Here is a 16255-nt window from a genome sequence, read left to right as displayed (position 1 = left end):
TTTCTCCCTCAGCATATCAATTTCTTCAAAATTCATGTCAACTAATATAACATAACTTGTTTTCGGGCGTGTTATTGATAGTTTTAGCATCGCTTTCATAATTTGGATAGTAACCTAAGTATCTCCTATATGATCCTGTGCGATCAGCCGCCCTCCGGTTTACCCTCGAACACTTTAATTCTCCTGAAAAAGCCGTCCATAAAGCAAAATGCACCCCTTTAGAATTCATTGAGATTAACCCAGAAGGGTTCCAATGAACATTCCAAGGAGTGCACGTTAACAAGACTTTATGAACTTTTCCAGTGGGATACAAGTTAATCCGAGCAGGAAGATTTGCAGGAGCCGCACGATTTGGACTGACGCCCCCCTTTGCCCCCCGTTTTGTCATACTTGCCCCATTTTTCTCCACTTTTCAAATCGGCCCAAGCACTTTCAAGACAAACGCGAATGATTGAGTGCGTAGGATGCGACAAATCGGCCTTTCCATCGGGACCTACAAGAATCTCCTCATCCAGACAGTTGGCCTGGTTTAAATATTGTCTGAGCAGTAGAGCAAAGGTAACCCGATGATTCGCCAGCAACTGGGGGTCATACTCAATACTAAACACCTGCAGCAATTCTTCTGAATCCGCTACTTCTGACATGATCTAATTCCTCCCAAATAGAATATGGATTTATTGTTCCTCCGAATGATAGAGCACCTTGGTTAACCATAATGGAGGACGCTCTTTAAGCATCTGAAGGAGCTTCTCCAAATGTGGAATCAATTCGGACCCCTCCTCAGCTTTAAGAATCATAATTCCCGCTTTCATTACTTTCTTGGTTGCATCGTTTCCTATATTATTGACAAACAGCAGCTTGCAGTCCTTAATGACTTTAACCCGAAGATCAGCCTTATCATGTTCCTCTCCATTGACAGGGCGATCCAGGACAGACCTTGATTCAAGCCACTTGTAACCTTTTTCCGAGAACTCGAATATAGAAAATGACGGACAGTGTCCGAAATGACTATCAAGACTCCTGCCGTTTATGGATGCGAACGCCACTTTCATCGGTATGCACTCTCCCTATTGATTAATACATTGCCAACAGCATTGATCCGGTCCGCCGTCCCCCGATATCCCACACTTACGGCAGAAGCGGCACCAAACCGGTTAATAACCGGAAATCCCAGCGGCATGAAAGGAGTACGATTACGCCGCGCCGCTTGTTCTCCATATGAATTGCTGATCCACAGATCGGCCCCCGCTTGAGCTCTGTGCTCCAATTCCTCCAAGTCCCCTCCCGCCAGCACCTGTCCTTTAATGCGTGTTAAAGCTGAGGATGGGGTAGAAGCAGCAGCCTGAAAGGACTTGATCCCCATTTCACCAAGCCATTGATACACGGAAATCAAATGATCGGGCTCCAGCGCGGCTATAACACTCTTTCCTCTAAAAACCGAGCGGGTGTCAAGCATACAATCAAGCAAAAATTGACGCTCCCAGCGGTACTTCACCTGAGCCTGATTTCGGCTGTATCGCTGCAGTAAGCTAAAGAAATCATCCGTTTCCTGAAGTCCCGTAATCCCATGAAAGATGGTGTAGGGAATACCGCACGCTTCTTTCAAAAGCTTGGCCGGAGCTTCCATAGAGCTTCCAACAGCTACGGTATAGCCAGATGTCACAATTTCCTTCATATAATCAAATGGAACTCCGCCCCGGGTCAGAGGCGTGTAACCGGTCATCAGATGTCCTGACAGTGAAGAGGAAAGATCAGGGAGCACGATAACTTCCAGATCAAATGAAGCAATGATTTCTTTTAACTCCATCACGTCTCCAGGGGTGAGATGGGAACCGGGCAGCAAATTAATACGGTTCTTTCGTCTTTCACCGGAGGCATTCCTGTTTAAATGAACCATTTCTTTCACGACTTCGTACGTTGCTTTGGCATAACCGGACTCTATTGAACCTTCATAGTCAGGAAGGGATAGACCGAATAAAAGCTTTTCCCGTAAAAGATCAGAACATTGTCTGCGATAGGCATGAACGGCTCCCAATACATCTTCCCCGACAACTTCTGTCAATGATGTCCCTATAACGGCTATAACATCAGGCTCATGCTTGGAAACCATAAGATCAATGACTTCAAATATAGTCTCACGCCCGCCAAAAATGATGTTGTATTCATGCATGGGTATGCTATCAATGGAGATCGGCTCAAGGTAATGATGGGATAATACGGTTCTGATCGATTCCACACAGCCTTGAACGCCATGCAGAATAGGGATCGATCGATAAATCCCCTGAAGAGCAAGCACACCCCCAACTGTCTGGCTTATCCGAAACGGATTAATGGTTAAAGACCTTGGTGCGGCCTCAGATATGGTGTTCATCAGGCTCTCCCTCCCAAGGCGAACGTCTGCGTGCCATTTCCCAGACCGGCTGCTCCATAACGTCGACCAAATCCTGAGCCATTCTTCGAAGGCCCATATAGCCTGAATACGCCCCGTGCCGCTCCTGGTCAATATCAAGAAAAGGAAGCTTTTCTTTAAGTGGTACATAGGCATTGCGCCCGCTGACAATCATCAAATCCGCTTTGTGCTCCCGGTACAGCTGAAGAATCCGGTTTTCGTCGCTTTCTTTAACTAGGATCGTATCCTGCTCCGTTCTTTCCATGATGCGCGAAAGATCTTCCAGGGCATTCTTATTCGTCCCGATGCCAACAATCTTTATCCCCAATTCCAGCAAGGGAGAAATAAATGCCCAGCTTTCTATTCCGTCCGTGTACAGCACCACTTTTTTTCCTTGTAGTGACTTGTAATGTAGATAGATATCTTTGCGCACCCGCTCCTCTTCTCTACGGATATAACGCTGCACCCGCTTGTCGAATTGGGCATCCTGAAAATGAAAGGAGAGCTGCTGTAGCGAAAACCTGATTTCTCTGGTTCCGTAAAAGGACCCTTCAAAATAGGGAATGCCGAAGCTCTCGCGCATTTTGCGTGCCAATGTGATCATGGATCGGCTGCACACAAGCATGTTAACCTTGGCGCTATGGGCGCAGCGCAGGTCCTGAAATGAGCATTGTCCCGCGATACGCGACACAACCCGAATCCCGAGCCTCGATAACAGGGCTTCGATTTCCTTGCCTTCGCCGGAGAAATGATACTCTCCAATCAGATTGATATTAAAAAGGCCTTTGTTCTCCTCATTCAATTCCGAGGTGCCGATCACCTTCTCGAACAACGCCTCGCCCGCCTGTCTATAGCCCATATTTTTGCTGCCGAAGAATCCTGAGTGATGAACAGGAATAACAGGTTTATTCCATTTCTGTTCTGCTTCCGCACATATCGCGTCCAGATTGTCCATCGTTAACATGGTGATGCAGGTAGCATAGACAAATAGGCAAGGAGGATTGTAAGATTCAGCAATGTAATCTATGGCTTGAATCAGCTTCTTCTCGCCGCCCAGCACAATGTCTTCTTCCGTCAGTCCGGTGGAGAAGCCGAACCTGGATAGTGGAACGCCGAGCGCTCCCGCCTCCAGCATTCCCCGGCTGTTCTCCAGGCATCCGGGAGTTCCGTGTACCAGATGGGCGGCATCCGAAATAGGCAATAGCGCAGCTCGCGAGCCCTGAAAGGCGCAGCCCTTTGTCAGCTCACCCGGCTTAGGGCTCGCGCAGCCTTTGTTCTTCTGAGCATTATGCTCGCAATCCGGTTCAATGAACAAGTTAGTATTTCCTCTTGGCACCAGAGTCACCCTCCTCCAGATGATCCGAGGCTCAGGCCATAACTTCTTTGCTTAATAAACCTTCCTTTCAGCTAGCGAGCCTCAAGCTTTCTTGAAATAGCCCATATACCGCGCGTTCTCGAGCAGCTGCTCGTCAATATTCCCTTTTTTGATTAAAGGGATGATGCCCGCCTGCCGCAGCCTCTCGCTTGGACCTTTCCCTATTCCCGAGCATAGCAGCATCTTGCAATCTTTGAGCATTTCGAGCGTCTCCGCCAGCGGTGAGGACGGTTCTTCGCCTGAACTGCAATCCGCCGTTCCATTGCAATAGGCCTGCACCTTGCGCACCCCCACGAGCCGAATGTCGCTTTCTAAAACATCATAGACGAGAAATTCCTTGGCATGCCCAAAATGCTGATTGATTACATTGGAGCCTCTTGTGGCAACAGCAATGCGTACGGCATTGCTCCATTCATCTTCGCTCCACTCCGCAGCTGCATCCGCTCCAGCCTGTTTCATTCTTGAGAGAATGTCTTGTTGAAGCTTCTCGCGCTGCTCAGCCGAATATTCTTTTTGAGGAGGAAGCATTTCAGGATTCTGGCTGAGGTCGGAGCCAAGCAGCCCGACAGCGTCTGCTCTGCACTGCCTGCAATGACGCATGACCGGCATGATACGAGACGATTCGTGCTGTACCTTGGTGATTTCCTCCAACGTTGGCGCCCTGAAACCATCCTTTTGAAACCTGCTGCCCGGAGACAAAATAAGCGGCATAATATTATGAGAAAAAGCCCCCAATTTCTTCACTTCCCGGGTAACCTCTGAAAGATGCGAGTCGTTCACGCCTGGTATGATAACGGAATTTACCTTGCACAGAACCCCTCTTTCAGTCAGCCCTTTAATCCCTTCCAGCTGCCGCTTCATTAATAAAGCCGCAGCTTCCTTGCCTTTATATAGGGTTCCGTTGTACCTTACAAAAGCATAAATCTGGCTGCCGATATTCGCGTCAATAGCGTTGAGCGTAACCGTTACGTGACGGATACCCAGTTCACAAATTTCATCAATATAATCCGGCAGCATCAGCCCGTTCGTGCTTAAGCATAAGTGAATGTCAGGGTAAGCCTTGGCAATGAGCCGAAAGGTATCGAAGGTTGCCTCGGGATTCGCCAAAGGATCACCCGGCCCTGCAATTCCAACTACAGAGAGATTCGGCAAGCTTCCCGCAATCTGACTAACCTTGTCGAAGGCTTCCTGTGGAGTAATGATCTTACTTACGACCCCCGGCCTGCTTTCATTAACACAATCAAACTTGGGGTTGCAATAATGACACTGAATGTTACATCGCGGTGCAACCGCAGCATGCATTCTGGCAAAATGATGATGGGCTTCTTCATTGTAACAAGGGTGACGCGCCAATGCCGGCTCCATATCCATTCCTCCTAATTATTATTTATTTATATCTATTTATATTTAAATATAACTAGATATATTTATAACCTCCGAAAACCCCACCTCCAAAAATTCTATTTTTATTTAATTATATTATCATTAAAACTTAGTTCAACCACCCCAAACTCTGTTTAACTCATTTGTAGAAATGGGTGTTAGAATATATGACATACCAGTTCCATAAAGCGCTTTCAATGGAAAATGTTAATGTTTTCTTTAAGAAGATTCTCATGATTGGCTGATGCGATAAATGAAAGCCCTCACACCCGCCACGAAAAAACGGATGCCGTCTTTGTGAGACAGCATCCGTTTCCGGCAGAACTATAAGGTCAAGGATAAACGCGAAGCTTATGCAAAAGCTTTGGCCGATGTCTTGATACAGCTTGTCGGACAGCTGTCGACGGCATCCTGCAGATCTTCCTCTAAATCAGCTGCAATCAGCGTCACACCGCGGTTGTTGTCCCCTTCGTAAGTGACTTCCGCCAAACCGTCATCGTCGAAATCAAAAATATCCGGAGCCGAAGCACCGCAGCTTCCGCAAGCAATGCAAGAATCCTTTTTAACCACTACATATTTTCCCATAAATCCCACTCCTCTATAATATATGATTAGTCATATTATAAAAGTGAAATTTCTAGTAGGGATGTGATTTAGTTTATAGTTTTTATCAAAAGATAAAAAATTAATATATTGTACACTTAATCCTAACACTAATAAGTCATTTTTTTTAACATTATAATTCGATTTCAGAGTATAGATCTCATATGTGTCTATTTCACGAATTGTTGGAATTAAAATACACTTCTCACCAATCCCCCGTCAATCCGCAATGCCGCACCGTTGATTGCCGAGGACAAGGGACTGCTCAGGAAGGTCACGAAGTTAGCGATTTCTTCGGGTCTGATCAGGCGCTCTATAATGGAGGTCGGCCGATTTTCCTTCATAAATTTGGTTTCAGCCTCTTCTATGCTAAGACCTTCATTGGGATATAAAGAATTGAGCATCGTCTCCACCCCTTCGGTAAGCGTCGAACCCGGCATAACAGTATTCACAGTCACTCGGGTGCCTGTGGTCAGTTCGGCCAGGCTCCGGGAAAGCGACAGCTGCATCGTTTTGGTCGCGCTGTAGTGCGCCATTTCCTGTGAAGGCATAATGGCGGCTTCGCTGGCGATAAAGATGACTCTTCCTTCATCTTTGTGCAGCATTTGCTGAAGGTAGTGCCGTGTCAGCCGGACTCCGCTCATAATATTCACTTCAAAAAACTTAAACCATTCTTCATCCGGAATCTCGAAATACTCCGCTGGCTTAAAAATCCCTAAGTTATTGACGAGGATATCGATTTCAAATCCCCGATTAATCAGCTCCTGACAGCCGCTTTCCGTCCCCAGATCAGCGGCGGCGGGCTGAGGATTTGCATTAGGATACAATTCCTTTATTTCTTGCACTACTTTGGACACCTTGTCCGCATTGCGTCCGTTGATCAGTACAGATACGCCTTCCTTTGACAATGCCTCGGCGATCGCTCTCCCGATCCCTTCCGTTGAGCCCGTAACAAGCGCTGTTTTTCCTTTTAAATTAAGTTCCATAATTTAATCTCCCTCCTCCACAACAGAATAACCTATTCATCCAGTTAAATCCAGAAAGCCAGTTATGACGGCTTGCTCCCGGCATTACTTCCTCTAGGGAAACTATATGAATTAAAAGACACTACTTCCATAAATGAATTCACTATATATAATTAGCATTGAAAAGCGATCATCCTATCCCAAAACAAGGAGGTAATTAAAATAAACACAGAAGCTCAAAGAAGCAAGCTGCCTTTAGCGCTAATTGCGCTCCTGATCAGCGCGTTCGCCATTGGCACAACCGAGTTTGTCATCATGGGAATTCTACCGGACGTAGCTGGTGATTTGCATGTCACTTTAAGCGCGGCGGGATTACTGGTTACCGGATATGCGCTTGGTGTCGCCATCGGCGGTCCGTTGGTTACGATATGTACCAGCCGTCTGTCACGCAAGTCACTGCTGTTCAGTCTGATGCTTATCTTCGTCGCAGGAAATCTCCTGGCGGCAGTAGCGCCCAATTATCTTATTTTGATGCTTGCCCGCGTTCTAGCCTCCTTTTCACATGGCACATTCTTCGGGGTCGGTTCTATCGTTGCCACACGCCTCGTGCCCCGCGACAAACAAGCGAGCGCAATCGCCATGATGTTCGCAGGGCTTACACTCGCTAACATTCTCGGGGTCCCTTTCGGCACCTTCATCGGACAGATATGGGGGTGGCGCTCCACCTTCTGGGTTGTAACGGCTCTCGGCATCCTTTCCCTAATCGGGATTGCCTTTCTCGTTCCACGCATCCAGGGAGATACGCTTTCCGGATTTCGCCAAGAAATTCGCGTTCTTAGAAGCAAGCAGGTCATGCTGGCGCTGCTCATGACGATACTGGGATTTGGCGGAGTATTCACAGCCTTTACGTACATCGCTCCGATATTAACCGATATCACGGGATTTGGCGCTCGTGCGGTTACTCCGATCTTGCTCCTATTCGGCGTCGGCATGACGATCGGCAATACCGTCGGAGGCAGACTGGCGGATTGGAAGCTGATGCCGTCAATCACAGGAATGCTGGCGCTTTTGACCGCAGTTCTGGCAGTGTTTACGCTAACGAGCAGCTATAAAATCCCCGCTGTGCTCACGGTATTCGTCTGGGGATTTGCCTCTTTCACGATCGTTCCAGCTTTCCAAATGCGGGTACTGGCAAAAGCCCAAGGCTCTCCAAGCATCGCTTCCGCTCTGAATATCAGCTCATTTAATCTGGCCAATGCCGGAGGAGCTTACCTGGGGGGATGGGTGATCGACAGCGGCCCGGGGCTTAGCTCACTGCCATGGGTAGCTGCAGCCGTTACGGCCGCCGGGCTCTTGGTTACCTTAATCAGCTGGTCACTGGATCAGCGGGAGGCTGCTCCTTCAATGCCTGCTGAACATGTGCAGAACTTATGACTTGAGAATGATCCCAAGATGATAGCTGGAAAAAGGGGGATGCTCCGGAAGCAACTCACCACTGCTTTCGGGACATCCCCCATCGTTTACCAGATGTTTTATTATATAGCCGCTAGGACTGTTTCTCTTTGGCATACGAGCCGACGGGAAAGTTGGCGGTTGTTCCCGCATCATGGGACTCGTACCCGTATATTTTTCCGTATGACCGCATCGCCTTAAGATCCTCCAGCACAATGCCCAGAGTAGGAATAACCTTCTCCATCCATACAAACAGGTAGAATTCATCATCCAGCTTATAATAGAAGCAGCGGTCCGTATCGCATAATCCTTTTTCGCTGCCATTGATGCAATGCCAAGTGTACATTTTCTCGTTCAGATAAATATGCTCGTACACATCCTTGGAGCTATATACGAACTCGATCCTTTTGCCTATTAGCTCGGTTGTCTCTTCGCAGCGCGGCGTAAGCGCTGTAAACGGAGCATCGATTGAGGCGTGTTCAAAAGAGCAGGTTACTGAGGACAGAGGTAGCGCTTCCTTCGCCCGCTGAATGATAGGTATCTGCATCTCTGCCGCACCCGGAAGAATGCCTGTGATGACCAAGGCTATATTGCTGCGTAAATTCAGTAGGATGGATACGGATTGCTTGGCCTCATCGCCACCCTCAATAATGAAATCAATGAAATACCAATGAGGTCTTGGACTTACCGCGTTGTAAAAGGATACATAGCTCTGCTCCGAACCGCCGACAGCTATCACCCATTTCACCTGTTCGCTGTCGATGAAAGTTAGCCGTGTTATTTTTCCCTCTTCATAATAAAATGTGTATTCGCTGCCCTCCAACTCATGCGTCGGCGCCAGGCTGTGTTCGCTGAATCCCACCGACAGCTCGCCGACACTGATATATTCAGGTTTTTTTGAATGTTCGATCATTTCAACTCTCCTCCTCATAGCCTTCTGAATTTGCACCGTTTAATACAAGGAGAAGGCGCTCCAGCCTGTCATCCGTGATCGAGCTGCCGAAGGCCGTCAACGACCGCAGGGGCATAAATTTCACAAAAGCCGCCAGCATTTCGGCCGAAACTTCATCCTGCGCATCGACCCGGGCAAAAGGGCTTTCTTGGAGCAGCTCCCGAATGAGCGGTTCAGCGTCCGGAAGCTCCAATACATCGGCCAGCGCCGTGTTACGGGTAACGGTCCGGTTGATTTTCGTGGTAGAGCGGACAACGATTCGCTCACACAGCACGATGTCTCTCGACGACTTGCCGATCAAGATATCGAATTCGCCCGTCTCCACATGCCAGTCTTTTAAAGTGACGTTGTAATAGGCAAAAGCCCTTTTGTCCAGCGTAAACGAAACGGTCTTTTCTTCTTCCGGCTGAAGCTCGACCTTGGCAAATCCCTTTAACTCCTTGTCCGGGCGGATCACTCTGCTTTCGATATCACGGACATACAGCTGAATGATTTCTTTACCGGCCCGGTCGCCTGAATTTTTGACGCTAACGTGAACTTGAACGGTTTCCGTATCCTGTATTTCCTTCTTGTCCAGCTCGATGTCGGTATAGTCAAAGCTCGTATAGCTCAATCCGTAGCCAAAGGGAAACAAAGGCTTGATCTTCATTGCGTCATAGTAACGGTAGCCCACAAACAGGCCCTCTTTGTACTCGGCGCGGTCGCCCTCTCCCGGAAAATTCAAATAGGAAGGATTGTTCTCAAGCCGCATAGGAAACGTTTCGGCCAGCTTGCCGTTTGGATTCACCTCGCCGAACAACAGATCGGCAATCGCCCCGCCCAGTCCCTGACCGCCCAAATAAGCTTCCAAGACGCCTTTAACTTTAGTGATCCAGGGCATTTCCACCGGGGCGCCGTTGCTCAGTACTACAACCAGATTAGGCTGTACTTGAGATAGCGCTTCAATCAAACGGACCTGGTTATAAGGGATGTTCAAATGGGTTCGGTCATACCCCTCCGACTCGTAGCGGTCCGGCAGCCCTGCGAAAAGTACGGCCACAGAGGAAGACGCCGCCGCTCTTACCGCCTCTTCCAGCAGTAGATGATCGGTATCGTCCGTATGAAGATGATACCCTTGCGCAAAAATCAGCTCGGCAGACTCCCCTGCCGTTCGTTTCATCTCTTCGAAAATATCGTCAAGCCGGGTCGGATGAATATGCGAACTGCCCCCGCCTTGGTATCGGGGCTTTACCGCCAGCTCACCAATCACGGCGATTCTCCCTTCCCGGCGTAAAGGCAGAATCGACCCTTCATTTTTGAGCAGAACCATACTCTCAGCCGCCGCCTGTCTGGCCAGCCGGTGATGCGCCTCTTTATCGAATGCGGCAGCGGGCTCTAGCGAATTCGCCGCTTTGAGAATAACGGATAGCAGCCGGTGGACCGCTTGATCCAGGACGGCTTCGGGCATTTCGCCGCTCTGGACGGCTTGGATGATGCTGAGATCGCCTTTCCCCTCGTTTGACGGCATCTCCAATTCCAAACCGGCGGTCAGCCCTTTGACCCGGTCATTCACCGCCCCCCAATCGGAGACGACGAATCCGTCGAATCCCCACTCCCGCCTTAAAATACCCTTCAAAAGCGTGTCATGCTCCGAGCAGTATTCGCCGTTCAAACGGTTGTAAGCGCACATGACCGTCCAGGGCTTCGCCTTCTTCACGGCGCCTTCGAAGCTGGCCAAATAAATTTCCCTTAGAGTCCGCTCATCGATGACCGCATCGACCGTCATTCTCCGGTGCTCCTGGTTGTTGGCCGCAAAATGCTTGAGCGAGGCTCCCACCCCCTGGCTCTGCACCCCCATGATATGATGAGCCGCCATTTCCGAAGATAAATAGGGGTCCTCTGAGAAATATTCGAAATTTCGTCCGCATAGCGGAGAGCGCTTGATATTGGCCCCGGGTCCAAGCAGAATGGCAACATCCTCCGCCCGGCACTCGATCCCCAATGCTTGCCCGATCCGCTCGATAAGAGCGCGGTCCCATGAATTGGAGAGGCCCGCCGCCGATGGAAAGCAGGTCGCAGGCACGCTGTCGGACAGACCGAGGTGATCCGGGGAAGAGCTTTGCTTGCGCAGCCCATGCGGACCGTCGGTCAGCATCAGAGAGGGGATGCCAAGCCGCTCGATCCCTTTCGTATGCCAGAAATCGAGACCGGAGCACAGCCCCGCCTTTTCCTCCAGTGTCATCTGTTCAATGAATGATTGAATGTCTTCGCGCAACAGCTCGTCCTCCCGCTTAAATGATTTCGCGATCAGCCTTTAACGGCTCCCGCCATCATGCCGCTGGTGATTTTTTCCGACAGAAAGAAATAGACAAGGATCACCGGCAGAACAGACATTACCAGATACGCGCCCAAAGCTCCGTAATCCGTACTGTTCTGGCTCATAAAGCTGTTAGTTCCAAACGGCAGCGTCCTTAAATCGACCGATGAGAGAAAGGTAGCCGCCATAATATACTCATTCCAGTTACTGATAAAGGTAAGAATGCAGACGGTCATGACCGGCGGCATGCAGATCGGCAGGGCAATGCTGAAGAACATGCGCAGAATCGAGGCCCCATCCATAAAAGCGGACTCTTCCAGTTCATAGGGAATGTCTCGCATAAAACCGGACATGATCATGACGGCAATCGGTATGGAAAAGGCGACGTAAGGCAGAATCAGGGATAGATGCGTGTCCAATATTCCGATTTTTCTGAAAATAATCATCAGCGGCAGCAATGTAGACTGAATCGGGATCATGATGCCAATCATGAACAGCAGCATAACCGGCTTGGCCATTCGGGACTTGAACCGGGCTACCGCATACGACACCATCGTGCTTAAAAATAGGGTGACTGCCACGGTGATGCATGTAACCACAATGCTGTTCCATAAATATTGCAGGTAATGCCCCTCCACGAATGCTTTCGCATAATTCTCCCACCGGAAGGAATCCGGCAGCGCAATAAAGCTTCCCTTCATGATCTCGTCGGTCGTCTTAAGGGAATACAGCAGCAGCCAGAACAGGGGATATACCTGAGTCACTACAAGAATCAATAAAGGGCCGCGTATGAGAACCTTCTTCAAGCTGATGCGTCTGCTCCCGGCTCTTCGCGCTTTCACTATCGACTGTTCCATAACCGCGCTTTTCAATGTGTTCACCACCTGTTTTTTCGGATTTCTCAATCAAAACGCTTGAACGCTTTATTCATAATGACGGTCGCGATCAGGCACAGCAGCACCAGCACCGTCGACAACGCGCTTCCGTAACCGTATTTCAGCGAAATGAAGGACATGTTGTACATATAGGAGGAGATGACCTCCGTTTTATGCGCGGGACCGCCGCCCGTCATGACGAGCACGATGTCAAAGGCTTTCAGCGCGCCCACCACCATCAGGATCGTTGAAATTTTAATGACATAACCAACCAAAGGAAGGGTAATATGCAGGTCCGCTTTCAAGCCTTCGGCTCCGTCTATGCGGGCCGCTTCGAACAACTCGTCCGGAATGCCGCGGATAGCGGTAAAATACAGCAGGACATAATAGCCGAACACCTGCCACATCCCGACAATAATCAGCGCGTAAATGGCGGTTGAAGGATCGGCAATCCAAGCTTTTGTCCAGCTCTCCAGCCCGGTGGAAATGAGGATTTTGTTCAGCATTCCCCCCTGCGATACCGGGTTGTATATCGCCTTCCACAATTGGCCCACCACAACGCTCGACATGATGATCGGGATAAAGTAGACGGAGATGAGAAAATTGGACCGCCGGACGTGGCGGTTGACCAGAATGGCGATAAGAAAAGTTAACGGCAGCTCAATCAGAGAATAACCGACAATCAAAAACGTGTTCTTGAGCGAGGTCCAGAATACCGGGTCTTTCGTGAAGAGATTAACAAAATTTTGCAGACCGATAAACTTCGATTTCCCGATTCCTGACCAGTTCAGCATGGAGAAATAGACCGATGTCAGAATGGGAAAGAAGACCAGCAGCAGATAGACCAGCAAGGACGGGAGCACAAAGACGGCATAGATTCTTCTGGGTACCCGCAATCCTCCGTTCATCCCAAATCCCCCTTCTTCTTAACAAAATAATCCGGTAACGCCCAGAGGGACCCGGAGTCCCCCTCGGCGGCAATCCGTCTACTTATTGGCCTCATAAGCATCCTGATACTCTTTGGCGACATCCTCCGGCTTGACGTTAGGGTCGATGAACAGGTTTTGCAGCGTCTTATTATGCGCTTCCGAGGTTGCGGCGTTCAGATTGGCGTCCACCGGCTCGACCCGCTTGATCTTGGTGAACAGTTCCTGAATCTGAATGTTCAGATCGCTGTATCCCTTCGCTTTCAAATCTCCGTCGATCTTCTGCGCAATGCCGATCGCATTATCCATATCCAGCGAAACGCTTGGGAAATGCATCATATAATAGTGGACAAAATCCTTGGCCTGCTCGGTATGCTTGCCCTTGGAGGAGACAGCAAGCGCAATGCCGGGTCCGGCGCTGAAGTCGGTGATCTGCCCTTTGCCGTTAACCGTCGGGAATTCCGTAACTCGCAGATCATTGATCGCTTTGGCTGTCGGGAAGGCGGCGCTGATCCAGGTGCCGTTAATATGCATGGCCGCTTCTCCGTTAAGGAACTGGTTCAGTCCCGTAAAATAATCGACCGCCGTTACCCCTTCCTGGAACGCTCCGGCCTTGATCAAATCCTCAAATTTCTTGATTGATTCAACAAAGTCGGGATCTTGGAAATTTCTTTTGCCGTCAAGGACATCTTTAATGAATCCCGGGCCGCCGTTTTGCCGCGTCAGAACAGATCCGAACAAGAGCCCTCCCGTCCACGCCTCCTTCTCGGCAAGGGCGATGGGGAGAATGCCCGCGGCTTTGAATTTCTTCGAAACCTCCACCAGCTCTTCGAACGTTGTGGGAACCTCGGCCCCAATCTTCTCAAACAAGGCCTTGTTATAGAACAAAGCGGTCAGATTATACGCCATCGGCAGCGCATATTGCTGATCATTGAATTTATAGCCGTCCAGAACCAGCGGAAGGAAGGTATCCTTCAGACCGTCCTTCTCCAGAATGTCGTCCAGCGGGGCAAGCAGTCCGGCATCGACAAAAGGCTGCATCGCGGCGCCCGCGTTCACTACGACGATATCCGATAGCGCTCCGGCGGCCGCCTGCGTGTTCAGCTTTACATTATGGGCGCCGAGATCGAGCGCATCCACTTTAATCGTTACATTCGGATGCTCCGCTTGATAATCCGCAATGATTTTATCAGAGACTCTTTCCTGTCCGGTTACAGGGGTTTGAAGAGTCAGGGTGATTTTTTCGGTGCCGCTCTGCGCATCAGAGCCTGAAGCTTTATCCGTTCCTGTGTTATTGCCGGAGCCGCAGGCGGCCAGAGTAACAACGAGTAAACATATCATTGTGATTAAAATGAAGCTTCGTGCTTGTCTCATAATCAACCCTCCGGGAAAATGAAATAGAATTGTTATGCTAACCCCTTACCTATATCCCAAAATTCAGACTGTATTTTTACAACTTGATCGACCGCCTCTTTCTGGTGGGGGAACAACGTATTCGTTGGCAGACCTTGAATTCCCATCTGAAAGGGATCTCCTTCCACAGCGCTCTTCTTCCCGCTAAGCGACTCGATGATTCGCAAGCTGCAAAACGGAACATAACCCGTGCTGTAGCCGCCCTCATGGCAGACAGCCAATCGTCCTTGACAGAGACGCTCCGCCATTCCCTTCACAAAAGCCGCAATCTCTCCAAACCCCGCCGCCGTAACCATCATTTGCGATAACGGATCAAAGGGACTGGCATCCTGTCCTGCCGACACCAGAATCAGTTCAGGCTCGAACTGTTCCGCAATCGGAGAGACAACCTTCTCAAGTGCGTAGAGATACCCGGCATTACCGGTTCCGGCCGGCAGAGGAATATTCACGTTGTAGCCGAGTCCTTTGCCTTCCCCTATGTCGCTGACGAAGCCCCTGTTATAAGGAAAGTTGAATTCCTGATGCAGGGAGACGAACAGGATCTCATTGTCGTCATAGAAGCCGCTTTCCGTTCCATTTCCATGGTGCACATCCCAATCAATAATCAGAATGCGCTTCAGGCCGTATTGTTCACGGGCATAATTCGCGGCGACAGCCACATTGTTAAATAGGCAAAATCCCATTCCGTTATCACGTTCCGCATGATGTCCGGGCGGTCTCGTCAACGCATAAACATTAGCCGCTTCCCTCTTCATCACTGCGTCCACCGCTGTCAGCGCCCCGCCTGTCGACAGCTGCGCGATTTCGTAAGAGCCGATGCCGACGATCGCCATCATTCCCGCATCGCCGCCTTGCTGATCGCTCAAGGCTTTTACCTTATTGATATACTCAGGGGTATGAAACAGCGCGATTTCTTCAGGAGTTGCCTTCCGGGGGGCGATGGATTTTAATTCCTTGATAAAGCCGCTCCGATCCAGAAGATTTTTCAGACGCCGCTTGGTCGCCGGATTCTCTGCATAGGTGTCCGGCTCCAGCCATCCGCCGGCCCGCCAGCCAAGCACCCCGTTTCCGGCATCATGCCAAAAATAACTTTCGTCGTAAATGAACCCGGTTTGTAAACTCAAGGCGTATCTCCTCCATCAACAAGTTTCTTTTCCTGTCAGCTCATGAAATGCCGGGCGACGGACAACAGGGTATATCCCGTTATACCGATTGATACTACGGACATTGCGCTGCAGAGCACCGCCGATCCGCCGCGATGCTTCTGGCTGCGCGCCGCTGCCAGCTGCCGAACCGCGCAGTAGACGCACACGGCGGAAATGCCCAGAATCCCTGTCACAATCAGGTAGGTCAATGGCCCGCTGTGGTCCATCTGCTGAGTGTGTGCATGCTGGTGCGCGGCCTGGGCCAGAGCCGGAGCAAGCAGCAGGTGAACGGTATGCAGCAAGAGCATCAACGAACTTGACGCCAGCGCAACGAATGAATATCTCGGCGCCGTCAGTGCGAAACCCTTTTTCATGATCTCATCCCCTCCTTGATCGACAAATTTCGCCAAGCAGCCGCATTAATGTCAACTAATTCAACATCTTGCGTTACTGTGCTGCTTTTTTATTCAATCATAGGCGC

Annotated in this window: 15 protein-coding genes; 1 reads left to right on the top strand and 14 read right to left on the bottom strand. The window is 49.8% G+C overall.

Going from position 1 to position 16255, the window contains the following annotated elements:
* Window positions 1–314 precede the first annotated feature (314 nt).
* The 7 genes from PDUR_RS11295 to PDUR_RS11265 form a co-directional block, all read right to left on the bottom strand.
* A complete protein-coding gene (locus tag PDUR_RS11295) occupies window positions 315–644 on the bottom strand; it encodes a hypothetical protein (RefSeq protein WP_042206351.1) in 330 nt (109 codons plus the stop codon).
* A 30-nt stretch (window positions 645–674) separates the two neighbouring features.
* Entirely contained in the window at window positions 675–1052 is a 378-nt protein-coding gene (locus PDUR_RS11290) for a NifB/NifX family molybdenum-iron cluster-binding protein (protein ID WP_042206350.1), read from the bottom strand.
* Entirely contained in the window at window positions 1049–2371 is a 1323-nt protein-coding gene (gene nifN / locus PDUR_RS11285) for a nitrogenase iron-molybdenum cofactor biosynthesis protein NifN (RefSeq protein ID WP_042206349.1), read from the bottom strand. The genes PDUR_RS11290 and nifN overlap by 4 nt, the downstream gene beginning before the upstream one ends.
* Window positions 2355–3725: a nitrogenase component 1 gene (locus PDUR_RS11280; protein WP_081949481.1), complete on the bottom strand. Its 1371-nt coding sequence runs from the start codon at window positions 3723–3725 to the stop codon at window positions 2355–2357. Before PDUR_RS11280 ends, nifN begins: the two co-directional genes overlap by 17 nt.
* Before the next feature lie 81 nt (window positions 3726–3806).
* Complete coding sequence (gene nifB, locus PDUR_RS11275; RefSeq protein ID WP_233277529.1) at window positions 3807–5129, bottom strand: nitrogenase cofactor biosynthesis protein NifB; 1323 nt, start codon at window positions 5127–5129, stop codon at window positions 3807–3809.
* A 369-nt stretch (window positions 5130–5498) separates the two neighbouring features.
* The gene (locus PDUR_RS11270; RefSeq protein WP_042206347.1) at window positions 5499–5732 is read right to left on the bottom strand and encodes a ferredoxin; all 234 of its coding nucleotides are present in this window, start codon (window positions 5730–5732) and stop codon (window positions 5499–5501) included.
* A gap of 209 nt (window positions 5733–5941) precedes the next feature.
* Window positions 5942–6736, bottom strand: a complete 795-nt coding sequence (locus PDUR_RS11265; RefSeq protein WP_042206346.1) for an SDR family NAD(P)-dependent oxidoreductase — start codon at window positions 6734–6736, stop codon at window positions 5942–5944.
* A gap of 201 nt (window positions 6737–6937) precedes the next feature.
* Between PDUR_RS11265 and PDUR_RS11260 the strand changes: the two genes are divergently transcribed.
* A complete protein-coding gene (locus PDUR_RS11260) occupies window positions 6938–8149 on the top strand; it encodes an MFS transporter (protein ID WP_218918467.1) in 1212 nt (403 codons plus the stop codon).
* A 112-nt stretch (window positions 8150–8261) separates the two neighbouring features.
* Here PDUR_RS11260 and PDUR_RS11255 read toward each other — a convergent pair whose 3' ends face one another.
* The 7 genes from PDUR_RS11255 to PDUR_RS11225 all read right to left on the bottom strand — a co-directional run bounded on the left by PDUR_RS11255 (window position 8262) and on the right by PDUR_RS11225 (window position 16148).
* Window positions 8262–9080: a MoaF C-terminal domain-containing protein gene (locus PDUR_RS11255; RefSeq protein ID WP_042206344.1), complete on the bottom strand. Its 819-nt coding sequence runs from the start codon at window positions 9078–9080 to the stop codon at window positions 8262–8264.
* A 1-nt stretch (window position 9081) separates the two neighbouring features.
* A complete protein-coding gene (locus PDUR_RS11250; RefSeq protein ID WP_042206343.1) occupies window positions 9082–11373 on the bottom strand; it encodes a glycoside hydrolase family 3 C-terminal domain-containing protein in 2292 nt (763 codons plus the stop codon).
* Window positions 11374–11405: 32 nt separating this feature from the next.
* The gene (locus PDUR_RS11245) at window positions 11406–12272 is read right to left on the bottom strand and encodes a carbohydrate ABC transporter permease (RefSeq protein WP_042209284.1); all 867 of its coding nucleotides are present in this window, start codon (window positions 12270–12272) and stop codon (window positions 11406–11408) included.
* A gap of 44 nt (window positions 12273–12316) precedes the next feature.
* Window positions 12317–13198 (bottom strand): carbohydrate ABC transporter permease, encoded by an 882-nt coding sequence (locus PDUR_RS11240; protein ID WP_042206342.1) that lies wholly within the window; start codon window positions 13196–13198, stop codon window positions 12317–12319.
* 78 nt (window positions 13199–13276) lie between these two features.
* A complete protein-coding gene (locus PDUR_RS11235; protein ID WP_042206341.1) occupies window positions 13277–14590 on the bottom strand; it encodes an extracellular solute-binding protein in 1314 nt (437 codons plus the stop codon).
* Between the two features lie 32 nt (window positions 14591–14622).
* Window positions 14623–15753 (bottom strand): class II histone deacetylase, encoded by a 1131-nt coding sequence (locus PDUR_RS11230; RefSeq protein WP_042206340.1) that lies wholly within the window; start codon window positions 15751–15753, stop codon window positions 14623–14625.
* A 35-nt stretch (window positions 15754–15788) separates the two neighbouring features.
* Window positions 15789–16148, bottom strand: coding sequence for a hypothetical protein (locus PDUR_RS11225; RefSeq protein WP_042206339.1), 360 nt, complete (start codon window positions 16146–16148; stop codon window positions 15789–15791).
* Between the last annotated feature and the right edge of the window lie 107 nt (window positions 16149–16255).

It is taken from the genome of Paenibacillus durus, assembly GCF_000756615.1.
Classification (GTDB): domain Bacteria; phylum Bacillota; class Bacilli; order Paenibacillales; family Paenibacillaceae; genus Paenibacillus_AQ; species Paenibacillus_AQ durus.
This window is presented reverse-complemented; position numbering and strand designations above follow the sequence as displayed.

Coding starts and splice junctions, on each gene's coding strand:
- PDUR_RS11240 (WP_042206342.1), bottom strand. CDS start 13,198: ATGAACGGAGGATTGCGGGTACCCAGAAGAATCTATGCCGTCTTTGTG.
- nifB (WP_233277529.1), bottom strand. CDS start 5,129: ATGGAGCCGGCATTGGCGCGTCACCCTTGTTACAATGAAGAAGCCCAT.
- PDUR_RS11245 (WP_042209284.1), bottom strand. CDS start 12,272: ATGGAACAGTCGATAGTGAAAGCGCGAAGAGCCGGGAGCAGACGCATC.
- PDUR_RS11235 (WP_042206341.1), bottom strand. CDS start 14,590: ATGAGACAAGCACGAAGCTTCATTTTAATCACAATGATATGTTTACTC.
- PDUR_RS11255 (WP_042206344.1), bottom strand. CDS start 9,080: ATGATCGAACATTCAAAAAAACCTGAATATATCAGTGTCGGCGAGCTG.
- PDUR_RS11270 (WP_042206347.1), bottom strand. CDS start 5,732: ATGGGAAAATATGTAGTGGTTAAAAAGGATTCTTGCATTGCTTGCGGA.
- PDUR_RS11265 (WP_042206346.1), bottom strand. CDS start 6,736: ATGGAACTTAATTTAAAAGGAAAAACAGCGCTTGTTACGGGCTCAACG.
- PDUR_RS11225 (WP_042206339.1), bottom strand. CDS start 16,148: ATGAAAAAGGGTTTCGCACTGACGGCGCCGAGATATTCATTCGTTGCG.
- PDUR_RS11290 (WP_042206350.1), bottom strand. CDS start 1,052: ATGAAAGTGGCGTTCGCATCCATAAACGGCAGGAGTCTTGATAGTCAT.
- nifN (WP_042206349.1), bottom strand. CDS start 2,371: ATGAACACCATATCTGAGGCCGCACCAAGGTCTTTAACCATTAATCCG.
- PDUR_RS11295 (WP_042206351.1), bottom strand. CDS start 644: ATGTCAGAAGTAGCGGATTCAGAAGAATTGCTGCAGGTGTTTAGTATT.